The following is a 22,858-nucleotide window of genomic DNA, read 5'->3' as shown; positions in this document are numbered from 1 at the left end:
GTCGTGCTCTGCTGGAGCGTGAGACTCGGCCGCAGGAACATCCTGTGCAGCAACGCCGGTTGCGACACAGGTGAATAGCAGGACTGTTAGTTTGAGCATCAACCCTTCTCCCGGAGAAAGAGTAACATGAGATAAGCCATGTTAGGAGCCGAGATCGCGAGCAACGCTTTGAGCGAAATTGAAATCCGCAAATGCCTTACTTCAGGGTCGGCTGTTTCCTGCTTCGGCTTGATAGCCTGGCGAATGTACTACGTTTCGAATTGCATGTCTTTAGGTGGAGGGAGCACACTGCGCAAAGCCGCCCGACTTAGCGGCTAGGTGAATCAGGGAGCCGTCATGCCACCGATCCTTCCTTGTACGCCACCTGGCAGCCGCGTTTGGCGGGTGATCCACTACCCGCCGGTGCTTGTCGCCATCGCAGTAGCGATGTTTGCTGCCGCTAGAGTCTGTTATGGACTTGGAGGCGGGCCTGATTCATCCGGTATCGGATGAGCATTTGCCGCAAGCCGTACCCGTCTGACGTCAGCACCGAGGAGTGGTCGCTGGTCGCACCGTACCTGCTGTTGCAGCGCGAGGATGCCGGCCAGCGGGGGCACGACCTGCGCGAGGTGTTCAACGGCCTTCGCTACATCGTGAAGACGGGTGCGCCGTGGCGGTGGATGCCGAACGACCTTCCGCCCTGGGCGGCGGTGTACCAGCAGACGCAGCGCTGGCTGGCGGCAGGATGCTTCGAGGCGCTGGTCGACGATCTGCGCGCGGTGTTGCGCCTGGCGGCAGGCCGCAAGGCCGAACCGACCGCCGCGATCATCGACAGCCGAACGCTGCGCTCCACACCGGAGAGCGGCGAGCGTGCCGGCTACGACGGTGGGAAGCGCAAGAAGGGCTCGAAGATCCACATGGCCGTCGATACGCTGGGCCACCTGCTGGCACTTCATGTCACGCCGGCCAGCGCAGAAGACCGCGGCGAGGTAGAGCGGCTCGCGCGTACCGTGCAGGCCGTCACCAACGACACCGTCGAACTTGCCTGGGTCGATCAGGGGTTATACCGGCGAGCGAGCCGCCAACGCCGCAGCCAAACACGGCATCACACTTGAGGTCGTCAAATTGCCCGAGGCCAAGCGTGGTTTCGTCCTCTTGCCGCGACGCTGGGTTGTCGAGCGGTCATTCGCATGGGCGACCCGTTTTCGACGCCTCGTCAAAGACTACGAGCGCTACGCTGAAACACTCGCAGGACTTCACGTCGTCGCCTTCGCTTGCCTCATGATGAAGCAAGCCGCTGCCTGCGCCGCAGGTTCATAACAGCCTCTAGACAAACGGTTCGGCTGCTCGGCATCAAGCCGCATATTGACGACATCAGAGTGGCGCTGCCGGCCGCGATCTTGACGGTAGCCGTGTTCGTATTCGTGTACTGGCTCTTCGTTCGCTTTGTAGAACGCCGCCCACGCTGCGACGAATTTGCGATGAACGGCTGGCTCCGCGAGCTCGGTGCAGGAATGACGATCGGGGCGGTGTCCTTTTCGATCGTGATCGGCATTATTGCGGCATTTGGCGGGTACCGCGTGACCGGTGTCAATCCAGCGACCGTGGTACTGCCGGTGATCGTCATTTCGCTCAAATCCGGCGTGATCGAAGAGATCATCACGCGGGGTATATTCTTCCGTATCATGGAGCGATGGCTCGGCAGCTGGGCGGCGATTTTACTTAGCTCCGCATTGTTCGGAGCGGGACACTGGGCAAATCCTAACGCGACGTGGTGGAGCACGATCGCAGTCGGTGTTGAAGGAGGCTTGGTGTCGGCCGCTCTGTACATGCTTACCAGGCGCCTATGGGGCGTGATTGGCGAGCACTTCGCTTGGAACTTTACCCAAGGCGGTATCTTCGGAGCGCCGATATCCGGTTACGCGATAAGCGGGGTTCTTCTGCCGCATATTGCCGGCACCAACGCGCTGACCGGGGGTGCCTTTGGAGTAGAGGCGTCCGTACCAGGATTGATTGTCGAAGTGATGTTGGGCGTTGGTCTACTCGTGATCGCATTGCGTCGGGGACGCTTTGTCAGGCTTTCACGGGATCATCAGGACGGCGATCAGCCCATTGCTGCGAGCTGACGCTCTTTAATCGGTGATCCAAGGGGCTGGAGTTGCCGCAGCGTTGTCGCGAAAATGCTGATTTTTGCGACAGCAGAACGAGCTATTGCTTTGTAACTGTCGATACTGATCGGCGCGGCTTGCCAGTGCTACATGTCATCCGCCCACGTGTCGTAAAACACCCGTTTGTCGCACAGTGGCGTTTCAGACCGGGTTTTCTGATCAATTGCTTGCCGAACGGGCATTGTGGGAAGGAAAGCGGCCCGCCCGTTATTGGGAAGGCAGATGGCGTTAGCGGACGTCGGCTGACGCTGCAGCCTTTCTTAAAAAAGATGGCATTTTGAGGATTGACTGATTCTGATGCTGAGACGGAAGACGTAGTCAGTGCCGGACCGTTAGAGCGGCAGCACGCCGATGATTGGGGCATCTAACCGCTGATGACCTTCGTACCTCTTGTATCGACGCAAGAGGGAATGGCGATGAGCAGCAAGTTCCCGATACGGCCAGCGGGCCTGTTGCTCGTCATGGTACTGGGCATGCCCGGTGTCGCGGAAGCCCATGTGAAATGGTTCTGCGGACCCATCGATGGTTCGGCACCGCCGCTGCCTGTCGGGCAGGTCGTGACCCTATTGTTCCTTGAACTCTTTGCCATTTTTGTCGGTCTCGTGATGCTTGGTGCCATGCTCGACGCCGTGGCAACGCGGGTTGCAGGAAAACTCGTTGTGGATCCCAAGCGTGCGGGAGTTGCAAGCGACGTGATCGTACGGGCGGGCGTGGCAGTCTATGCGCTCTGTCTATGGGGCAATCTTGCCGTCGTGATGTGGGCCGATCGATCGAGCGGATCGCTTCTGACCCCGGACCTGTATGGCGCCGGTCAAGCGGTTGGTTATGTTCAATTGGCGACTGCAGTCGTAGTCCTGATCCCGCGACTTTCGATCTTCGCGGCAGCGGCCTTAGCCGGGCTCTACCTGATGGGGGTCGCGAAGTTCGGTCTTTTCTACATGATCGACTATCTGTTCTTTCTAGGCCTTGCAGCGCATCTTGCGTTAGGAAGCTCGATAGCGTCACGTCTGGCAATCAGTCGATATCGCGTGCCCATCCTCATCGGGTCGCTGAGCCTCAGCTTGATGTGGACGGCAGTGGAAAAGTTTCTGTTTCCGCAGTGGACGATCTCGATACTGGTTTCACATCCCGGGATCACGGCTGGCCAGGCGTTCTCGACGGTTGCCACGATCGCCGGCTTTGTAGAGTTTTCCCTGGCGTTCTACTTGCTTGCCGGGCGCGAAATTCTCGGCCGCGTAGGCGCCATATTGCTGGGGATCGTTTTTGTCGCCGCCATGCCTGAATTTGGTATGCTTGATATCGTCGGCCACATCCCCGTTATCCTTATCCTCGTCATTGCCCTCGTTACTGGAGAGACCCCGCTCCAGATCATGTGCCGGGGGAGTGATTCCGGCATGCTGATATCGGGATGGAAGGTGGGCCAGGCCTATGTTGCTACGCTCGCGGTGCTCATGCTCCTATATTATGGTCTCCATGCCCTGTCGGTCTGGACACTAGTCAAGTCGGAAGCTGGCATCCTCTGAAAACGAGCGGACCTGCCCTATGAATGACGGGGCCCCGTCCGCATATGATCGATCTGATGATGGGCCTTTCAGAACGAAGCGCTGTCTGTCTCGATCGAACTGTCGGTCACAGATGGTTTCAACGAGATGATCGAGCTTTTCCTGAGGCGCCAAAGACCGGGTGTCAGCCGGAGAATTCCGAACAACCCAGGCAGCTATGAAGCTGCCGCAGGCCACGTCGGATCCAGCTCTTGACCGTACCAACCGGCACGCCGGCCTGAGCAGCCACCTCTGTGTAGGTGAGGCCATCAAAGAAGGCCCTGAAGATTGCGTCACGGCGGCGAACTTCCAGTTCTTTCAAGCACCGCATGAGATGGATATTCTCGTCCTTTGCCAGCAAGGCCGTTTCCGGGTTCGGACGCTCGTCGAACAGGTCGGGCAGTGGCTCGCTCGACGCGCCCGGTCGGATAGCCTGGGCACGGCACCAATCGATGCAACGATTGCGGGTGATGACGCAGAGCCAGGTTATCGGACTGGCTTGCCCGAGCTGCCACGCTCCGGCCCGTTTCCAGATCAGAAGATAGACCTCGTGTAAAACGTCTTCTGCGTTTCCGGTATCACCGCAAATCCTTCGGCATATTCCGAACAGCTTTGCGTTTGTCAGACGATAAAGCTCCCGGAAGGCTTCTCGGTCTTCGTCACCGACGGCAAGCAGGGTTAGCGCCAGATGCTGTCGTGCGGCATCAGAACCGGTAGCACTGCGCTCACGGTTCAGCGCCGGCATACGGGCAGTCCATCCGCTTGGTCAGGAGCCGTTGGTCCGCCAATTGCGAAAAGGTTTGCCGGGTAGGGCGCATTGCTACTCATCAGTCGTTTGCGCCAATTTCGCGACTTCGAGACATCCCGCCAGATGCGCACCGACCACCGTCTGGCTTCCCTCATCAGCGATCGCCAAGGCATGGCTGATGGCGGCGATCAGCCTGACCAGATGCTCCTGGGGTGTTTCAAAGGCGATCACGCGGACCCATCCTTGGCCAAGCCGTTGATCTTTTCGAGATACCCGTCGGCTCTGGCAAGGTGAGCCAAGCGCGCCGCGGTGTTGCTGGCCGCTTCGGCTTGTTCCCTGGCTCTTTCCTCGCGTTGGATAAGGTCGTGGAGTTCATTGAATTCGGCCATGCGCGTGCTCCCGGTACCGGTAAGCGGGAGCGCTACAGCGTCTCTCAGTCGCCGCCATGCCGTTGGCTAGTCACAACGATGTTCGGTGCCCTAGATTAATTTTTACCCGGAAGATACAAATCGATAGCCCACGCTGGCGTAGTCGGATCGGGGCAGCCCTAGGGGTATCTACTTTACCAGAATGACCGCCTGGAAAGGGAAACCGGGCAGCACCCGGCTGAACGGATGTCCGCTTCGGGAAGACGAAATGGCCTACTGCGACGTCCTACTGTGAGCAATATCTCGTTCGGGCCGTCCTTATGAACACCCCCCTCTTCCGCATCGACCTTCTACGCAATGTCATGGGTGTGTGATGACATTGAAATTGCTCCAGGAAAGGCTCGAAGATTTTAATCTATGATAACGGCTGTCAATCGGCGTCCAAAAAAGGGCTCTGACGCACATTTGATGATCTCAGAGCCATGCGGGGCCGACCAATCGCGCTTCGAGTAGGTCCAGTTTACCGCGTCCGTACATCTGCCGTTTTACCAACTTCAGCTTAGTGATCTGCCCTTCGGTCTGCCCGTTTGACCACGAGGTGATGATGGCGGCTCGAACCGCGGCGACGTCGCGTGCAATTCCATTGGCAAAAGACGCTACCAGGCTGGCTCGGCCACGCTCGATCCAGGGAACGAGATTCCCCCTCTGTTTTGAGCCGGATCATTTCGTGGAATCCCTCGACGACGGTACGCGCCTCAACGAGCGTCGGTACGCCTGCCTCTACCGCAGCAACCGTCACAGTTTCTGCCCTCGACAGGGTATCGCGCCCGGTCGTCATCAACCTGGCGATAGTTCTTGCCGAGGGCACGCGGTGAAGGGACTCCGTATCGACCCGCTCAGCCTGTCGCTGCCGGCTAGCCCATTCGGTTACGACCCGCAGCGACCCACGAAATCCTTGTGATCTCAGGCGTCGCCAGAGGTCAGCACCATTGTGAGATCCCGCTGCCCACTCTCGATCCAGCCACGGCAGATAGGTTTCCAATGAGCTCTCCCGAACCCTGAACACATCGCTACGTTCGCCACGCAAAATTCGGCGGACCAGGCCACGACTGTGTCCGGTGCGGCGCACGATCTCCTTGATAGATGCCCCGTCCTTGGCAATCGTCAGGACGGAAGCATTGGTCTCCTCACGGTGAAGATATCCCTGATATTGCAGGTGCTCCGCCGCTGTCAGCAGGGCGGGGTTTATGGTCATGGCACCGACGGATTGGCGGATTTGGCGCATCGACCGACGGACCGCCTCAAGAAATGCATGGCTCGCGTTTTCCATCAGGTGCCAGCGGTCCGCGACCTGGACTGCGTGCGGCAAAGCCTTTGCGGCAGCCCGCGCATACGCCCCACCGCGGTCCCGGGCGACGACCGTGATCTGTGGCTGGGTGGTAAGCCATGCCTGAGCCGTTGCCGGTTCACGATCCGGGAGCAGGCTGATTGGCTTTCGCCGCTCCAGATCGCAGATGATCGTGCCGTATCTATGATTGCGCCGCCACGCCCAGTCATCGATACCTATGACCGTCGGCGCTGGCCTTACCGGGCACCCGCGCCGACGTACCACTCTTAGCAACGTGTCGTTGCTGACCGGGAGCATCAGTCGCTTGGCCAGGCTTGCGGCAGGCCGGCCGCCAAGCGCCAGCCCGAGATGATGTACGAGGACGTCGAGACGCCCGGTACGCCGCGCCCAAGGCGCCAATACCCCAGTGGGAAACTGCTCAGTAAAGATCTGTTGCCCACACTGGGTCGCTGCACATCGAAAACGGCAAACTTCGGCGATCAGGCGAACTGATCTCCCAGCTAGTGGCAGGTCGGCGATACGACGCTGATAGCGGCTATGGACCCGGTTACTGTCAGTTCCGCACGTGGGACAACAGCTCGATTTCGAAATGCTGCGAACCGTAACGGTCGTTCGGTCGCCATCGCTGGACGCCGCGACCATCGCAAACCCAGCAGGGATGAGAGACGAGGGGTGAAGCGCCTTGTGCATGACGATAATCCCATCTGGAGCCAACGCCAGCAGACCTCATAACTGCATCAAAATTGAGTCAGAGCCCTTTTTCCACGCCGATCCACAGATAACGGCAATATATCCAGTCCGCGCTACCCGATTTCGCCAGCGTATGCGACCGGTTCGGAATTGTCTGGCCGACCATCGGTCGAGAGATGCACCGCAACAATGAGTTATCCGAAAGGCGGTCCTCATCGATGGAAGTGTGGATGAGCGCCGAAAACGGGACCCCGATGGATTTCTGCCAGGTTATTAATTTGGCATGGAATATCTACAAAGCCAGGGTTGCAATAACCGCCTTATCCTTCCGATATTGGCAGTATTCTGAACCAAACGACTTAAGACTCAAGCCGGCTCGGAGGGCAGATATCGTTCTAAAGATATAGCTTGGACACCGGCCAACTTAGCGCCATGGACGAAATACTCTCGCTGATCGGCAAATTGAAACAGATTTTGGATGTTGGCAGCCATTATTCGCAGAAGCACTTTTACTGGGTTCTGACATCGGCCGTCTCCGTACGCGTAAATGCCAGCGACATTGCGATGCAACGATCTGGAATCCACAGTGAAAAGATACGCCTTCGCAACGCAGAGGGTGAGCCGAGGCTGAACGCGGACGCTCTGACCGCTGAACGGCGATAGTTGGTATCGAGCCGTCCGACAGCTTTCGAAACTTTACGATAGTGAAACCGATAATGGGCGGTCATTCGCTGTCAAGAGCGGCGGATTCAATATACGAGAGATTGATGAAATATATTATTGTCAAATTCAGCAATCTTTCGTAGCTCAATTAAATTAATGATACTAACAGTCCCACGTTCTATCTTAAGTAATTGCTCGACTGCCAATGCTCGAACAACCCTATTAATATGGACTGGCGTTAATCCTAACGAATCACCGAGGTCGTTCTGGGTAAGTGGCATAGGAAAGTGGTTATTCTTCACTAAGCCGATATTGCTACTACGCTCGCGCAATTCGCATACCAGGTGCGCCAATCGTTCGCGTGCGTTACGAACTCCAAGGCTGACTAACCAGCTACGTGACAGGCTTTCGTCGACCAGAGCCGTCCATCTCAAGGCGCGCATGACTGCAAGTCTCGACTGTGTAAGCGCATCAAATTGAACTCGATCGACGTACGCTAACGTTGTTGCCGTTATCGCACCAACCGCGTGATCCATTTGGTCATAAATGCCCACGTGCAAGTTACAAAAATCACCTGGAATTAGTATCGCGATGATTTGACGCTTTCCGTCCTTGAGAGTCTTATATCGGCAAGCCCACCCATCGAGAAGTAAATAAACTCCATTTTGGCGACTACCGTCAGAGATTATATCTCGTCGTGAATTAACTAAAATAGTAGTTTTGCATAATTCATTGAATATATGGTTATCGCCGTCACTCAGTCCGACAACTTTTGATAGTTTTGCTATAACTGGATTATTTAGTTCAATCATAGTAGATCATGCAACTATATGTGCTAACTGGCCTGCATTAATGTTTTTTCAAAAATGCATATTGTTAACGGGCGGTTATAGATGGAAAGAAGCTTTCTAGACTATACAAATAGTGATCCGCTGCTAGTTGACGCGGAGATTTTAATAACCTTCAGAACGCGTCAAAGGTAAATGGGATTCTAAGCGTTGTTCTTACACTTGATGCGTCATTAGTGGCGCCGACTTCCACGTTCCAGTTGATGGTGGTACTTGGGCTAGTTCTATAACTAACCCCGAATAGAAATCTACCAAGCTGAAGATCACGGCTTTCTGTATCAATGGTCGGTCCGGGAGAATTATCCGTGGTGCTCAGCATTCTCAACCGGGTTTTCGTGCCAAACGCCCAGGTGTGAGCGTAACCAAAACTAATCGACGTAATTGGATTAAGCGCGATGGCAATGCCGGCGCTTCCCGACGGCGCATCTCCAGGGCGGACATAATCAATTAATGTGGGTCCGATCTGTCGATCGATCATCCGCCCAAAGTTTCGCGTGTAGCCGATTGTGGCAAACAGGACTGCCGGATCAGACGGAAGGATCGCGGTCAAATTCGGTGTAACACCCCAAAATCCTGCGCCAGTCGCCCCGCGGAGTGCATTTCCCAGAGCATCGCGAGCAACGCCGAAAGGGTCTGAGCCAGTGGGGGCTACGGCTTGAACGCCGGCGATCAGATAAGGGGATCCGTTGCGCCCATTTGTAATCTGATAGCGTACGCCAAATTCAACGTCGCCCAGATCGCGTGCCGTGACCGGACTGTCGATCTGACCGGCGTTCGGGCTCATGGGATTAGCAACCGGTGCCAGCACAGATTTATCTGATCGGTAAATGAACGGTAGTCGGCCATTTATCTCGAAACGGCTCGTTAGGCCGAGCCGGGCTACGATTGCAGCCGTTAGTACGTCCTGCCGACTTTGATTAATATCGAAAACGCCGATCAACACAGCTTCCGGAATCTGCACCCCGCGAAAGACCACGTTGTTTCGGTCTGAGCGAGCATATTCAAAATCCCCCTCGAGGGTTAACCGCCCAGCCTTGGTAATGATGCCACCCTGTTCAGAAAGGACGGCGACTTGAACCTGTCGTTGCTCAACAGGTGCGGCGCCGACGGATTGAACACCGTTGCCAAGGGGAAGCGCTGTTTGCGCAACTGCGCGAGGAGGCGCCGGTGGTGGAGACAATGGAAGGGGGACACCTCCAGGCGAAAGGGTGGAAGCTGTTGCGGTCGCCGAAACATTACTACCGCCATTAAGCCTAGCTTCGAGGGCATCAATGCGGGCCTGCTGGGCTTCTAAAGCTCTTTGCTGCTTGACAAGCTCTGCTCGTTCATCGGCAAGAGCTTTTCGCATCTCTCCTGTGCTCGATGTTGCATCGGTCGGAACACCCTGAGCATCGACTGGGGGTGCCAACGCCATACCTCCAGCTACTACGCTGATCGCTACCGCACAGTTGATCGTCATACATCGTGCCAAGACATTACCCTTTATCGTCTTCTAGCGTTCTCTCAGCGTCTACTAGCAACCTCAGCGGCGATTCGGTTAATCATTAAGGTTCCACCAAGTAGATCAGCCGGTAGGCCTACCAGGTTTACGTTAATTGAGCTTACCGTGTCGATGGTTCGATCATTGGCGGTATTTGCAATAACCACTCCCGTCGCCTGTCCGACAAGATGCTGAACTTCAATCGATGGACCGGCGAAGGTGACACGCGTCCCTTGGTCGTTGATCGATAACGCGATTGCTCCCGCGTTTGCCGAGATCGCCGGGCCGTTTGCAACAACGGGCACGTTCGTTTGCCCTGACGCATCCAACCAACCGGATGTCGGCCCGGCTACGACGTTCACCGTCATTGCCCCGCCGCCCGCCGACGGGGTAATCGTCGTTCCGGTAGGCGAGCGCGACACCAGCACGGTCATGCCCGTGTTATCCCCGCCCGTTGTTACTGCTTGGCTAGTGGCCGCTGTACGCGGACTTGTCGTCCCGTCGGTATAAATGCGAACACCTGACGTAGGACTCTCGCTGGAATAGATCGTATGTAACGCAAGAACACCATCGATCCTGGTTTGAATGTCGATCCCGATTGCGACATTCAATCCGTTAGGAAGGAGCACCCCGCCGCGCATCGTTGCAAGTTCGGTATCGGGTACCGGTAATTGATCCGAAAGATCGGTCGAAGAGATAGCTGCGGAGAGTAACGCTAGTGCAAGCATCATCACAAATCTCCTGGCTGTGGCCGGGTAAGCGCTAGCGCAGCAAGGTCCAGGGGATCGCCGCCCGGAAACACACGTCCCTGCGGCGCTCTCACATGATCTTTTGCCATATTAAAATGGGATTGCCCTACCTGCTGTCGGCCGCTGACTATGAAAAACACGCCGTTCCATTGATGCTGGAAGCGATCTATCTTCTCTCGACGCAAGCCGAGTGATGGATCACCTAGTATAAGCGTGTCGTTGTCTATTCCCTTGACCACGACAAAGTGCCGGTATCCATTAAAGTTTATCAGCGCGATCCCAGGTATTTTCGCGGCAGCAACCTGTGCCAAGCTTACCTTGTAACCATCGGCTGCGATCCCCCGTGCCGCTAGGTAGCGCTTCATGTCGAGGAGGGAAAATCCCAGTTTTTGAATTTGCGCTCGGTCACCGTCGCGCCACATACCAAGAAACACGCTTTGCTCGTTTTGCGGGTCATCGTAATGAAACCGAAGTAGGGTTGCTAACGCGGCCGAACCACAGCTGAAATCATATTGCTGACGTACCACCGTCTCGAACTTCCGGCCAATCATGCTTGTGACCGGAACGGTAAAGTTGAGGTTACTCGAGAAGTTTACCGGTGCGCCCCCCTCTGGCAAAGGCACGCTTGAACATCCAGTCATGACAACTGACGTTGCAAGCGTAAACGCTTCAAGATAACCAGCCTTTGCCATTTAATGATTTATGGCAACATTCACGTTTAACGATGAGTTTATCGAAACGTTATTCCCAGTATTGGCACTCAACAGCGATAGCCCATTCAGATTTTGGAACGAACTACTGTCGAAGTGTATGGTGCCGGTTTGAGAATTTCCCGTTACGGTATTGCCGCTTACCACGCCATTGTTTTGCGCGTTGACGACCTGTGTCAAGTCTGACTGACCGGTGACAGCGTTCAGATCGTCATTACCTACTGCTTCGGTAGCATTGAATGGGAGCGGGTTGTCGTCCGGTACAGCGGGCGACGTGATTCCGCCCATAGTGGTCGTCGTAGTCTGCACCTGAGCTGACGCAGACGCTGAAAATGCCGCTAGCGGAAATATCGCATATAAAGTGAGTAGCTTGAACATATTTACCTCCCATAATCAGTGAGAGGGCGAGGCAGCTGACGCTACCTCGCCGCTTTCATCAATTAGTTTCCGAGGTTAATCGCCCCAGCAGAAACACTTACGTTGACTGCGGAGTTTTGCGATGCAGCAGCACCGGTGTTCATATTTAACGACTGGGTACCAGCGAAATTCTGGAAAGCGCCGGCCCCTGTCGTCAAGCTATTATTAATCGAGCCTTCACCGTTGCCCGTAGGAGCGGCAAAATTCACTCGAACACCAGTCACATAGCTGGCAAGAGTCGCAGACGAAACAACTGCGCTATTGCCAAACGCATTGGCTGTCGCGGCCGAACCGGTTCCGCCGTACGCCGCAGGGCTAAGCGCAGTCGACGAGTCGGCGTAACTTGCGTTGCCGCCATTTGCTACTGACCCTGTTCCTTCATTTGAAGCGCTCGTCTTGACCGAGTTGTCGGAATTATCGGTTGTCGACAGGTTGCGGCTGTCCGTTGCTGACCCGCCGTTGTTGGCAGCTACCTGTGCGCCATTGGCCGAACTGCTAGTCGTCGAACGACTCGAGTTATCGGTGTTCGTAGTCGACATGTCGCGGCTGTCGCTGGCGGTGCCGCCATTGTTAGCTGCAACCTGTGCGCCACTGGCGCTGCTGTTGGTTGTGGTATTACGCGTATTGTCGGTGACCGAGCGATCGGAATTATCCGTCGTCGACATATTCCGGCTGTCACTGGCGGTCGAACCGTTGTTGGCCGCAACCTGAGCTCCGCTCGCGGTGCTGTTCGTCGTGCTGGTTGTCGTGGCGTTGCGCGTGTTGTCCGTCACCGACCGATTCGAATTGTCGGTAGTTGACATGTCGCGATTGTCACTGGCAGTACCACTACCATTAGCAGCAACCTGCGCTCCACTAGCCGTGCTGTTCGTCGTTGTATTGCGCGTATTGTCAGTCGTTGAACGATCCGAGTTATCGGTCATTGATCGGTCCGAATTGTCAGTTACCGATCGGTTCGAATTATCGGTGCTCGACATATTGCGGTTATCGGACGCCGACGATCCGCCATTTGCGGCGACCTGAGCACCATTTGCGCTGCTGCTGCTCGTCGAACGGTTGGAATTGTCGGCGGTATTGCTCGTAGTTGATCGATCGGAATTATCGGTCGATGTCGTCGAGCGATCCGAGTTATCCGCGGTCTGGGTATTATTCGCCGTGGACATATCACGGCTGTCGGTCGCGTATCCGCCGTTATTGGCGGCGACTTGCGCCCCAGAAGCCGTGCTTGGCGTCGACGTATTCGTCGACGAGCGATCCGAGTTGTCGGTTGTCTGCGTATAGGTGGACATGTTCCGATTATCCGCAGCCGAGCCACCATTGTTCGCTGCTACCTGAGCGCCGGTTGCAGCCGACGAGCGATCCGAGCTGTCCGACGTATTGTACGAGCGATCGGAATTGTCGGTGGTCGTACGCGCGGAATTATCAGCGTAGTTGGCTGAGTTATTGGCATTGTCCGTGGTTGTTCGAACCGAATTATCGGCGCTGTTCGTCGAATTATTCGCGTTATCTGTCGAGTTTGTCGTCGGATTATACGACCCGCTCGTTGTGTCTGTAGAATTATACGATCGATTGACCGCATCGCCTTCGGCAGCCGTACCAGTGTTCGTTACTGACGATGTCGAGGTTTGCGCGAGAGCGGGTGTCGAAATTGCGAGCACGCTGGCCGAAGCCACTAAAAGAGCCTTTTTCATTTCGCCTCCTAAACAATCGGCTTATTGAATTGACCCTAGTGGTCTGCCGACTGAATGAAGGTACGTACTGGTTCTGGAAAAGTCGCAGATTTTGTTAATGTATTATTAAGAATCTATATAACCTAGATTGAATGGTTAATTTTGCTGCCCCTTTTACGGCGTGTACTCCATTCAAGCTACTTTTGACGGCGGCGATTCGGAGCGCCAGTGGATCGTTAACCGCGGGGTTGGCTGGAAACTGTAATTCGCGCCTCTGACGACAAACACATGATTGCCGACACCCCTGACCTGCACTTTGGCCGAACCACACCCGCCTTCGGTCTTAATGATCGACAAACCCTGTCGCTTTGATAAAGTGTACGAGAATATGCTTTCGGGGGTTTGTCGTACATGCTGGTCGGATATATGCGGGTTTCGTCGGCCGACGACCGCCAGACGGTCGATCTTCAACGCGACGCGCTGGTCGCAGCTGGTGTCGATCATCGGCATCTCCATACCGACAAGGCATCCGGCGCGCGCGACGACCGGCCGGGGCTGAAAGCCTGCCTCAACTATTTAAACGCGGGCGACACGCTGGTCGTTTGGAAACTCGACCGGCTCGGACGCTCACTGCCGCACCTGCTGACGATCGTCACCGACCTGAAGGTGCGCGGCATCGCGTTCCGATCGCTAACCGAGCAGATGGATACAACGACGCCGCACGGCGAGTTGCTGTTCTCCCTGTTCGGCGCGTTGGCACAATATGAGCGTGCGCTGACGCGCGAACGGGTGATGGCAGGACTGGCCGCTGCCAAACGACGGGGACGCCAAGGTGGCCGCCCGCCGATGATCGACGCGGAAACGCTCGAACGGATCACCGCCGCGCTCGATGGCGGAGCCAGCAAAGCGTCCGTCTGCCGGACCTTCAAGGTACCGCGCTCTACCCTGATTGGCACGCTAGCGCGGATCGGTTGGGCCGCACCGGGGAAGGCCTAAGTTCCGCGACACCACCCTTGGCGTTCGTATTCTCTCGTACATCGATGTCGCAAAAGTTAGCTGCATAACTCGTTTATTCCGATACAGTTATGCGACATGCTGATTGGCTACGCCCGTGTGTCCACCGATGACCAAGATCTCCAGCTGCAACGCGCCGCGTTGAAGGATGCCGGATGCAAGCGAACGTTCGAGGAAAAGATCTCGGGCGCGAAGCGTGACCGGCCCGAATTGGTCAAGATGATCGAGCAGCTGCGCGACGAAGACACGGTCGTGGTGACGCGGCTCGATCGGCTGGCACGCTCCACCCGCGACCTGCTCGACATTGCCGAGAAGCTGAAGGATGTCGGAGCCGGCCTGCGCTCACTGGCCGAGCCTTGGGCAGATACGACTTCGCCAGCGGGTCGCATGGTGCTGACCGTATTTGCCGGCATTGCCGAGTTTGAGCGCGAGCTGATCCACCAACGCACCAGCAGCGGGCGGGTAGCGGCCAAGGCGAGGGGAGTACGCTTCGGACGGCCGCCTAAGCTAACAACGGAACAGATTGCCTTAGGTCAGCGACTGGTCGCCGAGGGAACCTCCGTGCGTGAGGCAGCTAAACTGCTGAAATGCCACCACGCCACGCTCTATCGCGCGCTGACGGCTGCTGTACCGGAGCTTGTGTGATGCCGATCCGTCCCGAGCATGTTTTCCTGTACCCGATCGACTGGCCGCAGCTGTCGCAGCTTGTGCGCTTCGTCAGGGCAAAGGGACGGTGCGAGCATTGCGCACGTCCGCATGGACAGAAGGTATTTCACCTGGGCGACGGGCGCTGGTGGGACAGGGACCGGCTTTGCTGGCGGAACGGCAGGGGCCGACGAGTGCGACGGCCGGTCGAGAACATCCTCCTCAAGGGCCGGTGGACACCGGTGGTGCTGGCCTGCGCACACCTCAACCACGATCCCAGCGACAGCGCACTTCATCAGCTGGTGGCACTCTGTCAGCGCTGTCACATGATTTACGACGGCCCCGAACATCGCCGCCGGCGCTGGATGAACGCGCATTATCGGCGCGCGCTCGGTGACCTGTTTTACGGTCCGTATCCGCTGCGGGGCGCGGACTGGATCACGCCCACGCCAATAAGCATGCTCGACGATAGCCGATCGATGTACGGTTCTGCCCGATAAAGCTTTTCGTTCTTCGATCCGGACCGCTACCGGGACGCATCAAAGGGACAGCGTCTAACACCTATGGCAAAAGCACCAAAAGCCGCGACCGGCGGAGACCTCGGCTTTGAAACCGAGCTGTTCAAGGCGGCTGACAAGCTGCGCGGCAACATGGAGCCGTCCGATTACAAACACGTCGCGCTCGGCCTGATTTTCCTCAAGCACATTTCGGAAGGATTCGAAGCGAAGCGCGCGCAGCTGCTCGCGGAATATCCCGAGGGCGCCGAGGACGAGGACGAGTATCGCGCCGACAACGTCTTCTGGGTCCCCAAGGACGCCCGCTGGTCGCACCTGCAGGCGAACGCCAAGCAGCCCGGCATAGGCAAGATCATCGATGACGCCATGCTGGAGATCGAGAAGGTCAACGCAGGGCTCAAGGGCGTGCTGCCCAAGGACTATGCGCGCCCCGGGCTCAACGCGGTGATGCTCGGCGAGCTGATCGATCTCGTCTCAGGCATCGGTTTCCGGGACAATGCCGACCGGTCGCGCGACGTACTCGGGCGCGTGTACGAGTATTTCCTCGGCCAGTTCGCGGGCAGCGAGGGCAAGCGCGGCGGAGAATTCTACACCCCGCGCTCAGTCGTGCGCACCATGGTCGAGATGCTCGAGCCCTATAAAGGCCGGGTGTACGATCCATGCTGCGGCAGCGGCGGGATGTTCGTCCAGTCCGAAAAGTTCGTCGAAAGCCACGGCGGGCGGATCGGCGACATCGCCATCTATGGCCAGGAATCGAACCATACGACGTGGCGGCTCGCGATGATGAACCTCGCGGTGCGCGGCATCGATGCTGAGATCAAATGGAACAGCGAGGGCAGCTTCCACAAGGACGAACTGCCCGATCTGCGCGCCGATTATGTGCTCGCCAACCCGCCGTTCAACATTTCCGACTGGGGCGGCGACCGGCTGAAGGAAGACGCGCGCTGGAAATTTGGCGCGCCGCCTGCGGGCAACGCCAATTTCGGCTGGCTCCAGCACATCCTCCACCACCTCGCGCCGACCGGCACCGCGGGCGTGATCCTCGCCAACGGTTCAATGTCGTCGAGCCAGAACGGCGAAGGCGATATCCGCCGCGCGATGGTCGACGGCAACGTCATCGACTGCATGATCGCGATGCCGGGGCAGCTCTTCTATTCGACGCAGATCCCGGTGTGCATCTGGTTCCTCGCCAAGGACAAGTCGAACGGCGTCGGCCGCGACAAGAAACTGCGGGACCGCCGCGGCGAGATCCTGTTCATCGACGCACGCAAACTCGGCCATATGGTCGATCGCACCCGGCGCGAGTTCAGCGACGCCGACATCGCCATGATCGCGGACACCTATCACGCGTGGCGTGAAGGTGAGGGCTATGCGGACATCCCCGGCTTCGCCTGCGCCGCGAAGCATGACGTGATCGCAGGGCATGGCTATGTCCTGACCCCGGGCCGCTATGTCGGTGCCGAGGATGTTGAGGAGGACGGCACCCCCTTCCCCGAACGCTTCGCCGCGTTGCAGGCAACGTTGGAGGAGCAGTTCGCCGAAAGCGCGCGGCTGACCGAGGTGATCCGCCAGCGGCTCGCCGATGTCATCGTCCCCGCAGGATGACGCTCACATTTTTACGTTCGCGCGACGTGCTAACAAAATGCGATTTTCTTTACACGTCACGCACCATGTGCAAACTCTTTGGCAGAATGTTGATCGACACCCCCGCCCCGTGCTGACGCCCAGCTATACCATTCCCGATCTGCCCCCCGCCGGGGTTGGATGAAACGCCCGCGGTGCTCCGCGCGCTCGCGCAGGCGCACCGGCACCTCGCCGAGCTGAAGGGCCGCGCCGCGTCGATCCCCCAATCAGGGCATCCTGATCGACACGCTCGCGATGCAGGAAGCCAAGGCAAGCTCCGAAATCGAGAACATCGTCACCACGCAGGACGAGCTGTTCCAGGCCCGCGCCTTTCCTGAGAGCCCGTCCTCCCCGGCGGCGAAGGAAGTCGCGCTCTATGCCGACGCGCTGCGTCATGGCTTCAGCGAACAGCACCGGCTGGGCGGGCTGCTGACCAACACGATGATCATCACCATGTTCCAGATGCTCAAGCGCACCGACAGCGGGTTTCGCGCGACGCCGGGCACCGCGCTCAAAAACGACCAGACCGGCGCGATGGTCTATATCCCGCCGCAGGACGCCAACGCGATCGTCGCGCACATGAACGCGCTGGAGATCTTCATCAACGACGACGATGTCGGAGGCCGCGGGCACAGCGAGCTCGACCCGCTGGTCAAGATGGCGATCATCCATCACCAGTTCGAAAGCATCCACCCCTTCCCCGACGGCAACGGAAGGCTCGGGCGGATCATAAACGTGCTGTACCTGACGCGGACCGGGCTGCTCGACATTCCGATCCTGTATCTCAGCCGCTTCATCACCAGCCGCAAGCCGGACTATTACCGGCTGCTGCAATCGGTGCGCGATACCGGCGATTGGGAACCGTGGCTGCTCTACATGCTGCGCGGCGTCGCCGAGACCGCGCAGGAGACGCTGCGCCTGATCGAGGCGATCCACAGCCTGATGGCCGATTACAAGCAGCGCCTGCGCGCCGACCACGCCAGGATCTATTCGCAGGACCTGCTGAACAACCTGTTCCGCCACCCTTATACACGGATCGACTATGTGCAGACCGAACTGACCGTGTCGCGCCCGACCGCGACGAAATATCTGGACGAACTGGCGGAGGGGGGGCTTGCTGACCAAGCACCGGATCGGGCGGAACAACTATTATATCAACGAGCGGCTGGTTGCGCTGTTTGTGGATGGAGCGGCGTGATGAAGCCTTGGCGGAAAAGCATTTGGGGCGACGAAATTTCCCTAGAATATGGAAAGGGAATTCGCGGTTACGCTGATAGAAATGGCCCTTATCGAGTATTTGGCTCAAACGGCGCTGTGGGTTGGGCGGATGTTTCACTGGCACCGGGACCAGGAGTTATTCTGGGCCGAAAGGGTGCATACCGCGGCGTCCGGTACTCGGCGGACCCATTTTATGTAATCGATACCGCGTATTATGTTTCGATTAAATCCGAGCTTGATATGCGATGGCTTTATTACGCGATCATTCACCACAAGCTTGGCGAGATTGACGACGGCTCGCCGATTCCTTCGACAACCCGTTCGGCAGTGTATGTTCGCGAGGTCAGCGTCCCAGAGCTTAGTGAACAAAAGGCCATTGCCGCCGTTCTCACCGCCCTCGACGACAAGATCGAACTCAACCGGCGGATGAACGAGACGCTGGAGGCGAGCGCGCGGGCGTTATTCCGGGACTGGTTCGTCGATTTCGGCCCCACCCGCGCCAAGGCCGACGGCCGCCCCGCCTATCTCGATCAAGGTCTATGGGCTACCTTTCCCAACAACCTTAACGAAGACGGGACACCGGAAGGTTGGGGATGGTCCGCGTTGAGTGACGTACTGGTGCTTCAAAGAGGATTTGATCTGCCGAAAGGCACCCGCACGGATGGGCTCTTTCCTGTAATTGCCGCAAGCGGGCCGAGCGGCACTCACAATGAGATGCGCGTGGCAGGCCCGGGTGTATGCACCGGTAGGTCTGGAGTTCTTGGTGGTGTCTTTTACGTAACCCAAGACTTTTGGCCTCTCAATACGTCGCTTTGGGTCAAAGAGTATCCAAATGCCACGCCATTATATGCATACCATGCGCTGCTAGAGATGGACCTTGCGTCGTTTAACGCTGGCTCTGCGGTGCCAACGCTCAATCGCAATCATATTCACGGCATGCCTGTAGTAAAGCCGCCAATGAATGTGATCCGGTCTTTCGACACAACTGCCGCACGACTTTACGCGATGCGAGAAGCCAACCTGCAGGAAAATACGAACCTCACCAAAACTCGCGACACCCTCCTCCCCAAGCTGATGTCCGGCGCAATCCGCGTCCGCGATGCCGAAAGTGCCGTCGCGGCGTTGTGCTGACCCGCCCCCCTCTCCCACCGAAAGACGCGCCCATGGCGAAGCTGACCGAATCCGTGGTGGAGGAAGCGACGCTCGCCTGGCTGGCGGAGCATGGCTGGCAGGTCGCGTACGGGGTCGATGCATCCCCCGATGGCAGCGCGCCAGAACGCGCAACGAACGGCGACGTCATCCTCACAGCCCGACTCGCCGCCGCTGTCGACCGGCTCAACCCCGCGATTGCCGCCTATGCGCGTGCGGATGCGATCCGCAAGGTCATGGCGGTCGAGCTACCCTCGCTGGTCGAGGAAAACCGCCGCCTTCACAAGCTGATCGTCGAGGGTGTGCCGGTCGAATATCGCGGCAGCGACGGCAGCATCCGCGGCGATCGCGTGCGGCTGATCGATTTCTCCATGGCCCCCGGGCTTGACAGGAACGACTGGCTGGCGGTCAACCAGTTCACCGTGATCGAACGCGGGCATGCGCGGCGCCCCGACATCGTCCTGTTCGTCAACGGCCTGCCGCTCGCGGTGATCGAGCTCAAGAACCCCGGCGACGAGAATGCGACCGTCGCCGGCGCGTACAACCAGCTCCAAACCTACAAGAGCGACATCGCATCGCTGTTCCGCACCAACGCGCTGCTGATCGCCTCGGACGGCGTGACCGCGCGGATCGGGTCGCTCACAGCCGATGCGGAGCGGTTCATGCCATGGCGCACCGTCGACGGCGACGCGATCGCGCCCAAGGGCGTGCCCGAGCTCGAGACGATGATCGCGGGCGTGCTCGACAAGCACCGTCTGCTGACGTTGATCCGCGACTTCACCGTGTTCGGTGATGCGGGACGCGGAATCGTCAAGATCATCGCTGGCTATCACCAGTTCCACGCCGCCCAGCGCGCGGTCGCCGCGACGCTGCGCGCCGTGCCGGGCGTAACCGCGGGCGCGGCCTTCCGCGAAAGCCCGTTGCACTATGGCTTGCCCGATGCCGCGGCGCATCCCGCGGGGGACCGGCGGATCGGCGTGATCTGGCACACGCAGGGCAGCGGCAAAAGCTTCCTGATGGCGTTTTATGCGGGGCTACTGGTGCGCACGCCCGCACTCGAGAACCCGACGATCGTCGTCATCACCGATCGCAACGACCTCGACGACCAGCTGTTCGCGACCTTCTCGATGTGCGCCGACCTGATCCGCCAGACCCCGATCCAGATCGACAGCCGCGAGGATTTGGCGGCCCGGCTCGACCGCGCGTCGGGCGGAGTGATCTTCACCACGATGCAGAAGTTCGCGCCAGCGTCCGGGACCAGCGCCTATCCCCGGATCAGCGACCGGCACAACGTCATCGTCATTGCCGACGAGGCGCATCGCTCGCAATATGGCTTTCGCGCGCGGATCGACCGCAAGACCGGCGAGCTGGCGTACGGCTTTGCGAAATACCTGCGTGACGCGCTGCCCAATGCCTCCTTCATCGGCTTCACCGGCACGCCGATCGAGAAGGACGACGTCAACACGCCTGCGGTGTTCGGCGACTATGTCGACGTCTACGATATCAGCCGCGCAGTCGAGGATGGCGCGACGGTGCCGATCTATTACGAAAGCCGCCTCGCCCGCATCGAGCTCCCGCCCGAAGCGCTGCCGGTGATCGACGCCGAGATTGACGGTCTGACCGAGGACGAGGCGACCAGCGAGCAGGAGCGGCTCAAGCAGCGCTGGTCTGCGGTGGAAAAGCTGGTCGGCTCCAAGAACCGGCTCGAGATGGTCTCGGCCGATCTGGTCGCGCATTTCGAGGACCGGGTCGCGGCGATGGAGGGCAAGGCGATGGTCGTCTGCATGAGCCGGCGGATCTGCGTGGCGCTGTACGACGCGATCGTCGCGCTGCGCCCCGACTGGGACAGCGACGACGACACGAAAGGGGCGATCAAGGTGGTGATGACCGGCTCCGCCGCGGACATCCCCGCCTGGCAGCCGCATATCGGCAACAAGGCCCGCCGCGACCTGCTGGCAAAGCGCGCCAAAGACCCTGCCGATCCGCTCCGCCTCGTGATCGTCCGGGACATGTGGCTGACCGGCTTCGACGCGCCTTCGATGCACACCATGTACATCGACAAGCCGATGCGCGGCCACGGGCTGATGCAGGCAATTGCGAGGGTGAACCGGGTGTTCCGCGACAAGCCCGCCGGGCTCGTGGTGGATTACATCGGCATTGCGCAGAATTTGAAAAAGGCGCTCGGGCAATATTCCGCGTCGGACGCGGGGCAGACCGGGATAGACGAGGCACAGGCGGTCGCGGTGCTGCTCCGGCAGTTCGACATCGTGGCGACAATGTTCCACGGCTTCGACGTCACGCCGGGCGTTTCGGGCACCCCCGTCGCGCGGCTGAAATGCCTGTCGCAAGCGATCGAGTTCATCCTTGCGCGCCAACATGCCGCGGCTGCGAAGGGAAACGTCGGACGAAGCACGCAAGGCCGCGCACCGTCGCTTTCAGGATGCTGTGCTGGCGCTGACCAAGGCCTATGCTCTCAGTGCGGCCAGCGACGAGGCTAGAGCGATCCGCGACGACATCGCTTTCTATCAGACGATCCGCGCCGCCCCTCACAAAGTCCGGCACCATCGGGTCAGCGGGGGAGCGCGATTTCGCGGTGCAGCAGCTGATCGATCGATCGGTCGTGTCGACCGAGATTGTCGACATCCTGCGCGCCGCGGGGATGACCACCCCCCGACATTTCAATCCTGTCCGACGACTTCCTCGCCGAGGTCAAGGCGATGGACCGCCCGAACCTGGCGCTGGAGGCACTCCGCAAGCTGCTCGGCGACCAGATCCGATCGCGGAGCAAGTCCAACGCCGTAGAGAGCCGCCGCTATTCTGAGCGCCTGACCGACGCGATCGCGCGCTATCACACCAATGCGGTCAGCACGGTCGAGGTGCTGCAGACGCTGATCGACCTAGCCAAGGAGATCCGCGCCAGCCAGGCGCGGGGCGAGGCCGAGGGTCTGACGCCGGAGGAGATCGCGTTCTACGACGCGCTCGCGAACAATGAGAGCGCGGTCGACATCATGGGCAACGACAGCCTCAAGCTGATCGCCGCGGAGCTCGTCAACAGTCTCCGCGCCAATGCGACGGTCGACTGGTCGCACCGCGAAAGCGCCAGAGCGCGCATGCGCGTGCTGGTGAAGCGAATTCTCCGGAAATATGGCTTCCCCCCGACCTTCAGGATGAAGCCGTACAGACGGTGTTGCAGCAGGCTGAGCTATTGGTTGGGGCCTGGTAACCGCATACTTTGACGTCACAATCCCAAGCTCGTGGTGTCAAAACCGTCCGAGACCGTTGAAAAAGGCCTGCGCGAAATCGGCGTGGCGGATG

General features: G+C 58.6%; 20 protein-coding genes and 2 pseudogenes. 12 read left to right on the top strand and 10 right to left on the bottom strand.

Annotation, left to right across the window (positions count from 1 at the left end; translation table 11 throughout):
* The first annotated feature begins 488 nt into the window (after positions 1-488).
* The 3 genes and pseudogenes from NHF48_RS23715 to NHF48_RS23705 all read left to right on the top strand — a co-directional run bounded on the left by NHF48_RS23715 (position 489) and on the right by NHF48_RS23705 (position 3,670).
* Positions 489-1,299, top strand: a pseudogene (locus NHF48_RS23715) (IS5 family transposase).
* The gene (locus NHF48_RS23710; RefSeq protein WP_253072740.1) at positions 1,254-2,105 is read left to right on the top strand and encodes a CPBP family intramembrane glutamic endopeptidase; all 852 of its coding nucleotides are present in this window, start codon (positions 1,254-1,256) and stop codon (positions 2,103-2,105) included. The pseudogene NHF48_RS23715 and the gene NHF48_RS23710 overlap by 46 nt, the downstream one beginning before the upstream one ends.
* Positions 2,106-2,563: 458 nt before the next feature.
* On the top strand, positions 2,564-3,670 hold the full coding sequence (locus NHF48_RS23705) for a hypothetical protein (protein WP_253072739.1): 1,107 nt from the start codon (positions 2,564-2,566) through the stop codon (positions 3,668-3,670).
* 163 nt (positions 3,671-3,833) lie between these two features.
* Here NHF48_RS23705 and NHF48_RS23700 read toward each other — a convergent pair whose 3' ends face one another.
* The 4 genes and pseudogenes from NHF48_RS23700 to NHF48_RS23685 form a co-directional block, all read right to left on the bottom strand.
* Entirely contained in the window at positions 3,834-4,433 is a 600-nt protein-coding gene (locus NHF48_RS23700; RefSeq protein WP_253072738.1) for a sigma-70 family RNA polymerase sigma factor, read from the bottom strand.
* 75 nt (positions 4,434-4,508) lie between these two features.
* Positions 4,509-4,667 carry a hypothetical protein gene (locus NHF48_RS23695; protein WP_253072737.1) on the bottom strand — a complete coding sequence of 53 codons (159 nt, stop codon included), beginning with the start codon at positions 4,665-4,667 and terminating at the stop codon, positions 4,509-4,511.
* Positions 4,664-4,825, bottom strand: coding sequence for a hypothetical protein (locus NHF48_RS23690; RefSeq protein WP_253072736.1), 162 nt, complete (start codon positions 4,823-4,825; stop codon positions 4,664-4,666). Before NHF48_RS23690 ends, NHF48_RS23695 begins: the two co-directional genes overlap by 4 nt.
* Positions 4,826-5,278: 453 nt before the next feature.
* Positions 5,279-6,842 (bottom strand): annotated as a pseudogene (locus NHF48_RS23685) (ISL3 family transposase).
* A 408-nt stretch (positions 6,843-7,250) separates the two neighbouring features.
* Between NHF48_RS23685 and NHF48_RS23680 the strand changes: the two are divergent.
* Positions 7,251-7,505: a hypothetical protein gene (locus NHF48_RS23680; protein WP_253072735.1), complete on the top strand. Its 255-nt coding sequence runs from the start codon at positions 7,251-7,253 to the stop codon at positions 7,503-7,505.
* 86 nt (positions 7,506-7,591) lie between these two features.
* Here the strand turns inward: NHF48_RS23680 and NHF48_RS23675 are convergent, their stop codons facing one another.
* The 6 genes from NHF48_RS23675 to NHF48_RS23650 all read right to left on the bottom strand — a co-directional run bounded on the left by NHF48_RS23675 (position 7,592) and on the right by NHF48_RS23650 (position 13,400).
* The gene (locus NHF48_RS23675; RefSeq protein WP_253072734.1) at positions 7,592-8,317 is read right to left on the bottom strand and encodes a Crp/Fnr family transcriptional regulator; all 726 of its coding nucleotides are present in this window, start codon (positions 8,315-8,317) and stop codon (positions 7,592-7,594) included.
* 151 nt (positions 8,318-8,468) lie between these two features.
* The gene (locus tag NHF48_RS23670) at positions 8,469-9,812 is read right to left on the bottom strand and encodes a transporter (RefSeq protein ID WP_253072733.1); all 1,344 of its coding nucleotides are present in this window, start codon (positions 9,810-9,812) and stop codon (positions 8,469-8,471) included.
* 44 nt (positions 9,813-9,856) lie between these two features.
* Positions 9,857-10,564, bottom strand: a complete 708-nt coding sequence (locus NHF48_RS23665; RefSeq protein ID WP_253072732.1) for a hypothetical protein — start codon at positions 10,562-10,564, stop codon at positions 9,857-9,859.
* Positions 10,564-11,274, bottom strand: a complete 711-nt coding sequence (locus tag NHF48_RS23660) for a C39 family peptidase (RefSeq protein ID WP_253072731.1) — start codon at positions 11,272-11,274, stop codon at positions 10,564-10,566. The genes NHF48_RS23665 and NHF48_RS23660 overlap by 1 nt, the downstream gene beginning before the upstream one ends.
* Positions 11,275-11,670 carry a hypothetical protein gene (locus NHF48_RS23655; protein ID WP_253072730.1) on the bottom strand — a complete coding sequence of 132 codons (396 nt, stop codon included), beginning with the start codon at positions 11,668-11,670 and terminating at the stop codon, positions 11,275-11,277.
* 62 nt (positions 11,671-11,732) lie between these two features.
* On the bottom strand, positions 11,733-13,400 hold the full coding sequence (locus tag NHF48_RS23650) for a hypothetical protein (RefSeq protein WP_253072729.1): 1,668 nt from the start codon (positions 13,398-13,400) through the stop codon (positions 11,733-11,735).
* Between the two features lie 390 nt (positions 13,401-13,790).
* Here NHF48_RS23650 and NHF48_RS23645 point away from each other — a divergent pair, with 390 nt between their 5' ends.
* From NHF48_RS23645 to NHF48_RS23610, 8 genes are all read left to right on the top strand, one after another.
* The gene (locus tag NHF48_RS23645) at positions 13,791-14,375 is read left to right on the top strand and encodes a recombinase family protein (protein ID WP_253072728.1); all 585 of its coding nucleotides are present in this window, start codon (positions 13,791-13,793) and stop codon (positions 14,373-14,375) included.
* 96 nt (positions 14,376-14,471) lie between these two features.
* Positions 14,472-15,038, top strand: coding sequence for a recombinase family protein (locus tag NHF48_RS23640; RefSeq protein ID WP_253072727.1), 567 nt, complete (start codon positions 14,472-14,474; stop codon positions 15,036-15,038).
* Positions 15,038-15,538 (top strand): hypothetical protein, encoded by a 501-nt coding sequence (locus tag NHF48_RS23635; protein WP_253072726.1) that lies wholly within the window; start codon positions 15,038-15,040, stop codon positions 15,536-15,538. The genes NHF48_RS23640 and NHF48_RS23635 overlap by 1 nt, the downstream gene beginning before the upstream one ends.
* Positions 15,539-15,601: 63 nt before the next feature.
* Positions 15,602-17,158: a class I SAM-dependent DNA methyltransferase gene (locus tag NHF48_RS23630; RefSeq protein ID WP_253072725.1), complete on the top strand. Its 1,557-nt coding sequence runs from the start codon at positions 15,602-15,604 to the stop codon at positions 17,156-17,158.
* Positions 17,159-17,431: 273 nt separating this feature from the next.
* Positions 17,432-19,525, top strand: coding sequence for a Fic family protein (locus tag NHF48_RS23625; protein ID WP_263817149.1), 2,094 nt, complete (start codon positions 17,432-17,434; stop codon positions 19,523-19,525).
* Positions 19,526-19,557: 32 nt separating this feature from the next.
* The gene (locus NHF48_RS23620) at positions 19,558-22,041 is read left to right on the top strand and encodes a type I restriction endonuclease subunit R (protein WP_263817148.1); all 2,484 of its coding nucleotides are present in this window, start codon (positions 19,558-19,560) and stop codon (positions 22,039-22,041) included.
* Positions 21,989-22,345, top strand: a complete 357-nt coding sequence (locus NHF48_RS23615; RefSeq protein WP_263817146.1) for a DUF3387 domain-containing protein — start codon at positions 21,989-21,991, stop codon at positions 22,343-22,345. Before NHF48_RS23620 ends, NHF48_RS23615 begins: the two co-directional genes overlap by 53 nt.
* Positions 22,261-22,779, top strand: a complete 519-nt coding sequence (locus tag NHF48_RS23610; RefSeq protein ID WP_263817145.1) for a DUF3387 domain-containing protein — start codon at positions 22,261-22,263, stop codon at positions 22,777-22,779. Before NHF48_RS23615 ends, NHF48_RS23610 begins: the two co-directional genes overlap by 85 nt.
* The last annotated feature ends 79 nt before the right edge of the window (positions 22,780-22,858 follow it).

It is taken from the genome of Sphingomonas sp. H160509, assembly GCF_024124765.2.
Taxonomy (GTDB): Bacteria; Pseudomonadota; Alphaproteobacteria; order Sphingomonadales; family Sphingomonadaceae; genus Sphingomonas.
This window is presented reverse-complemented; position numbering and strand designations above follow the sequence as displayed.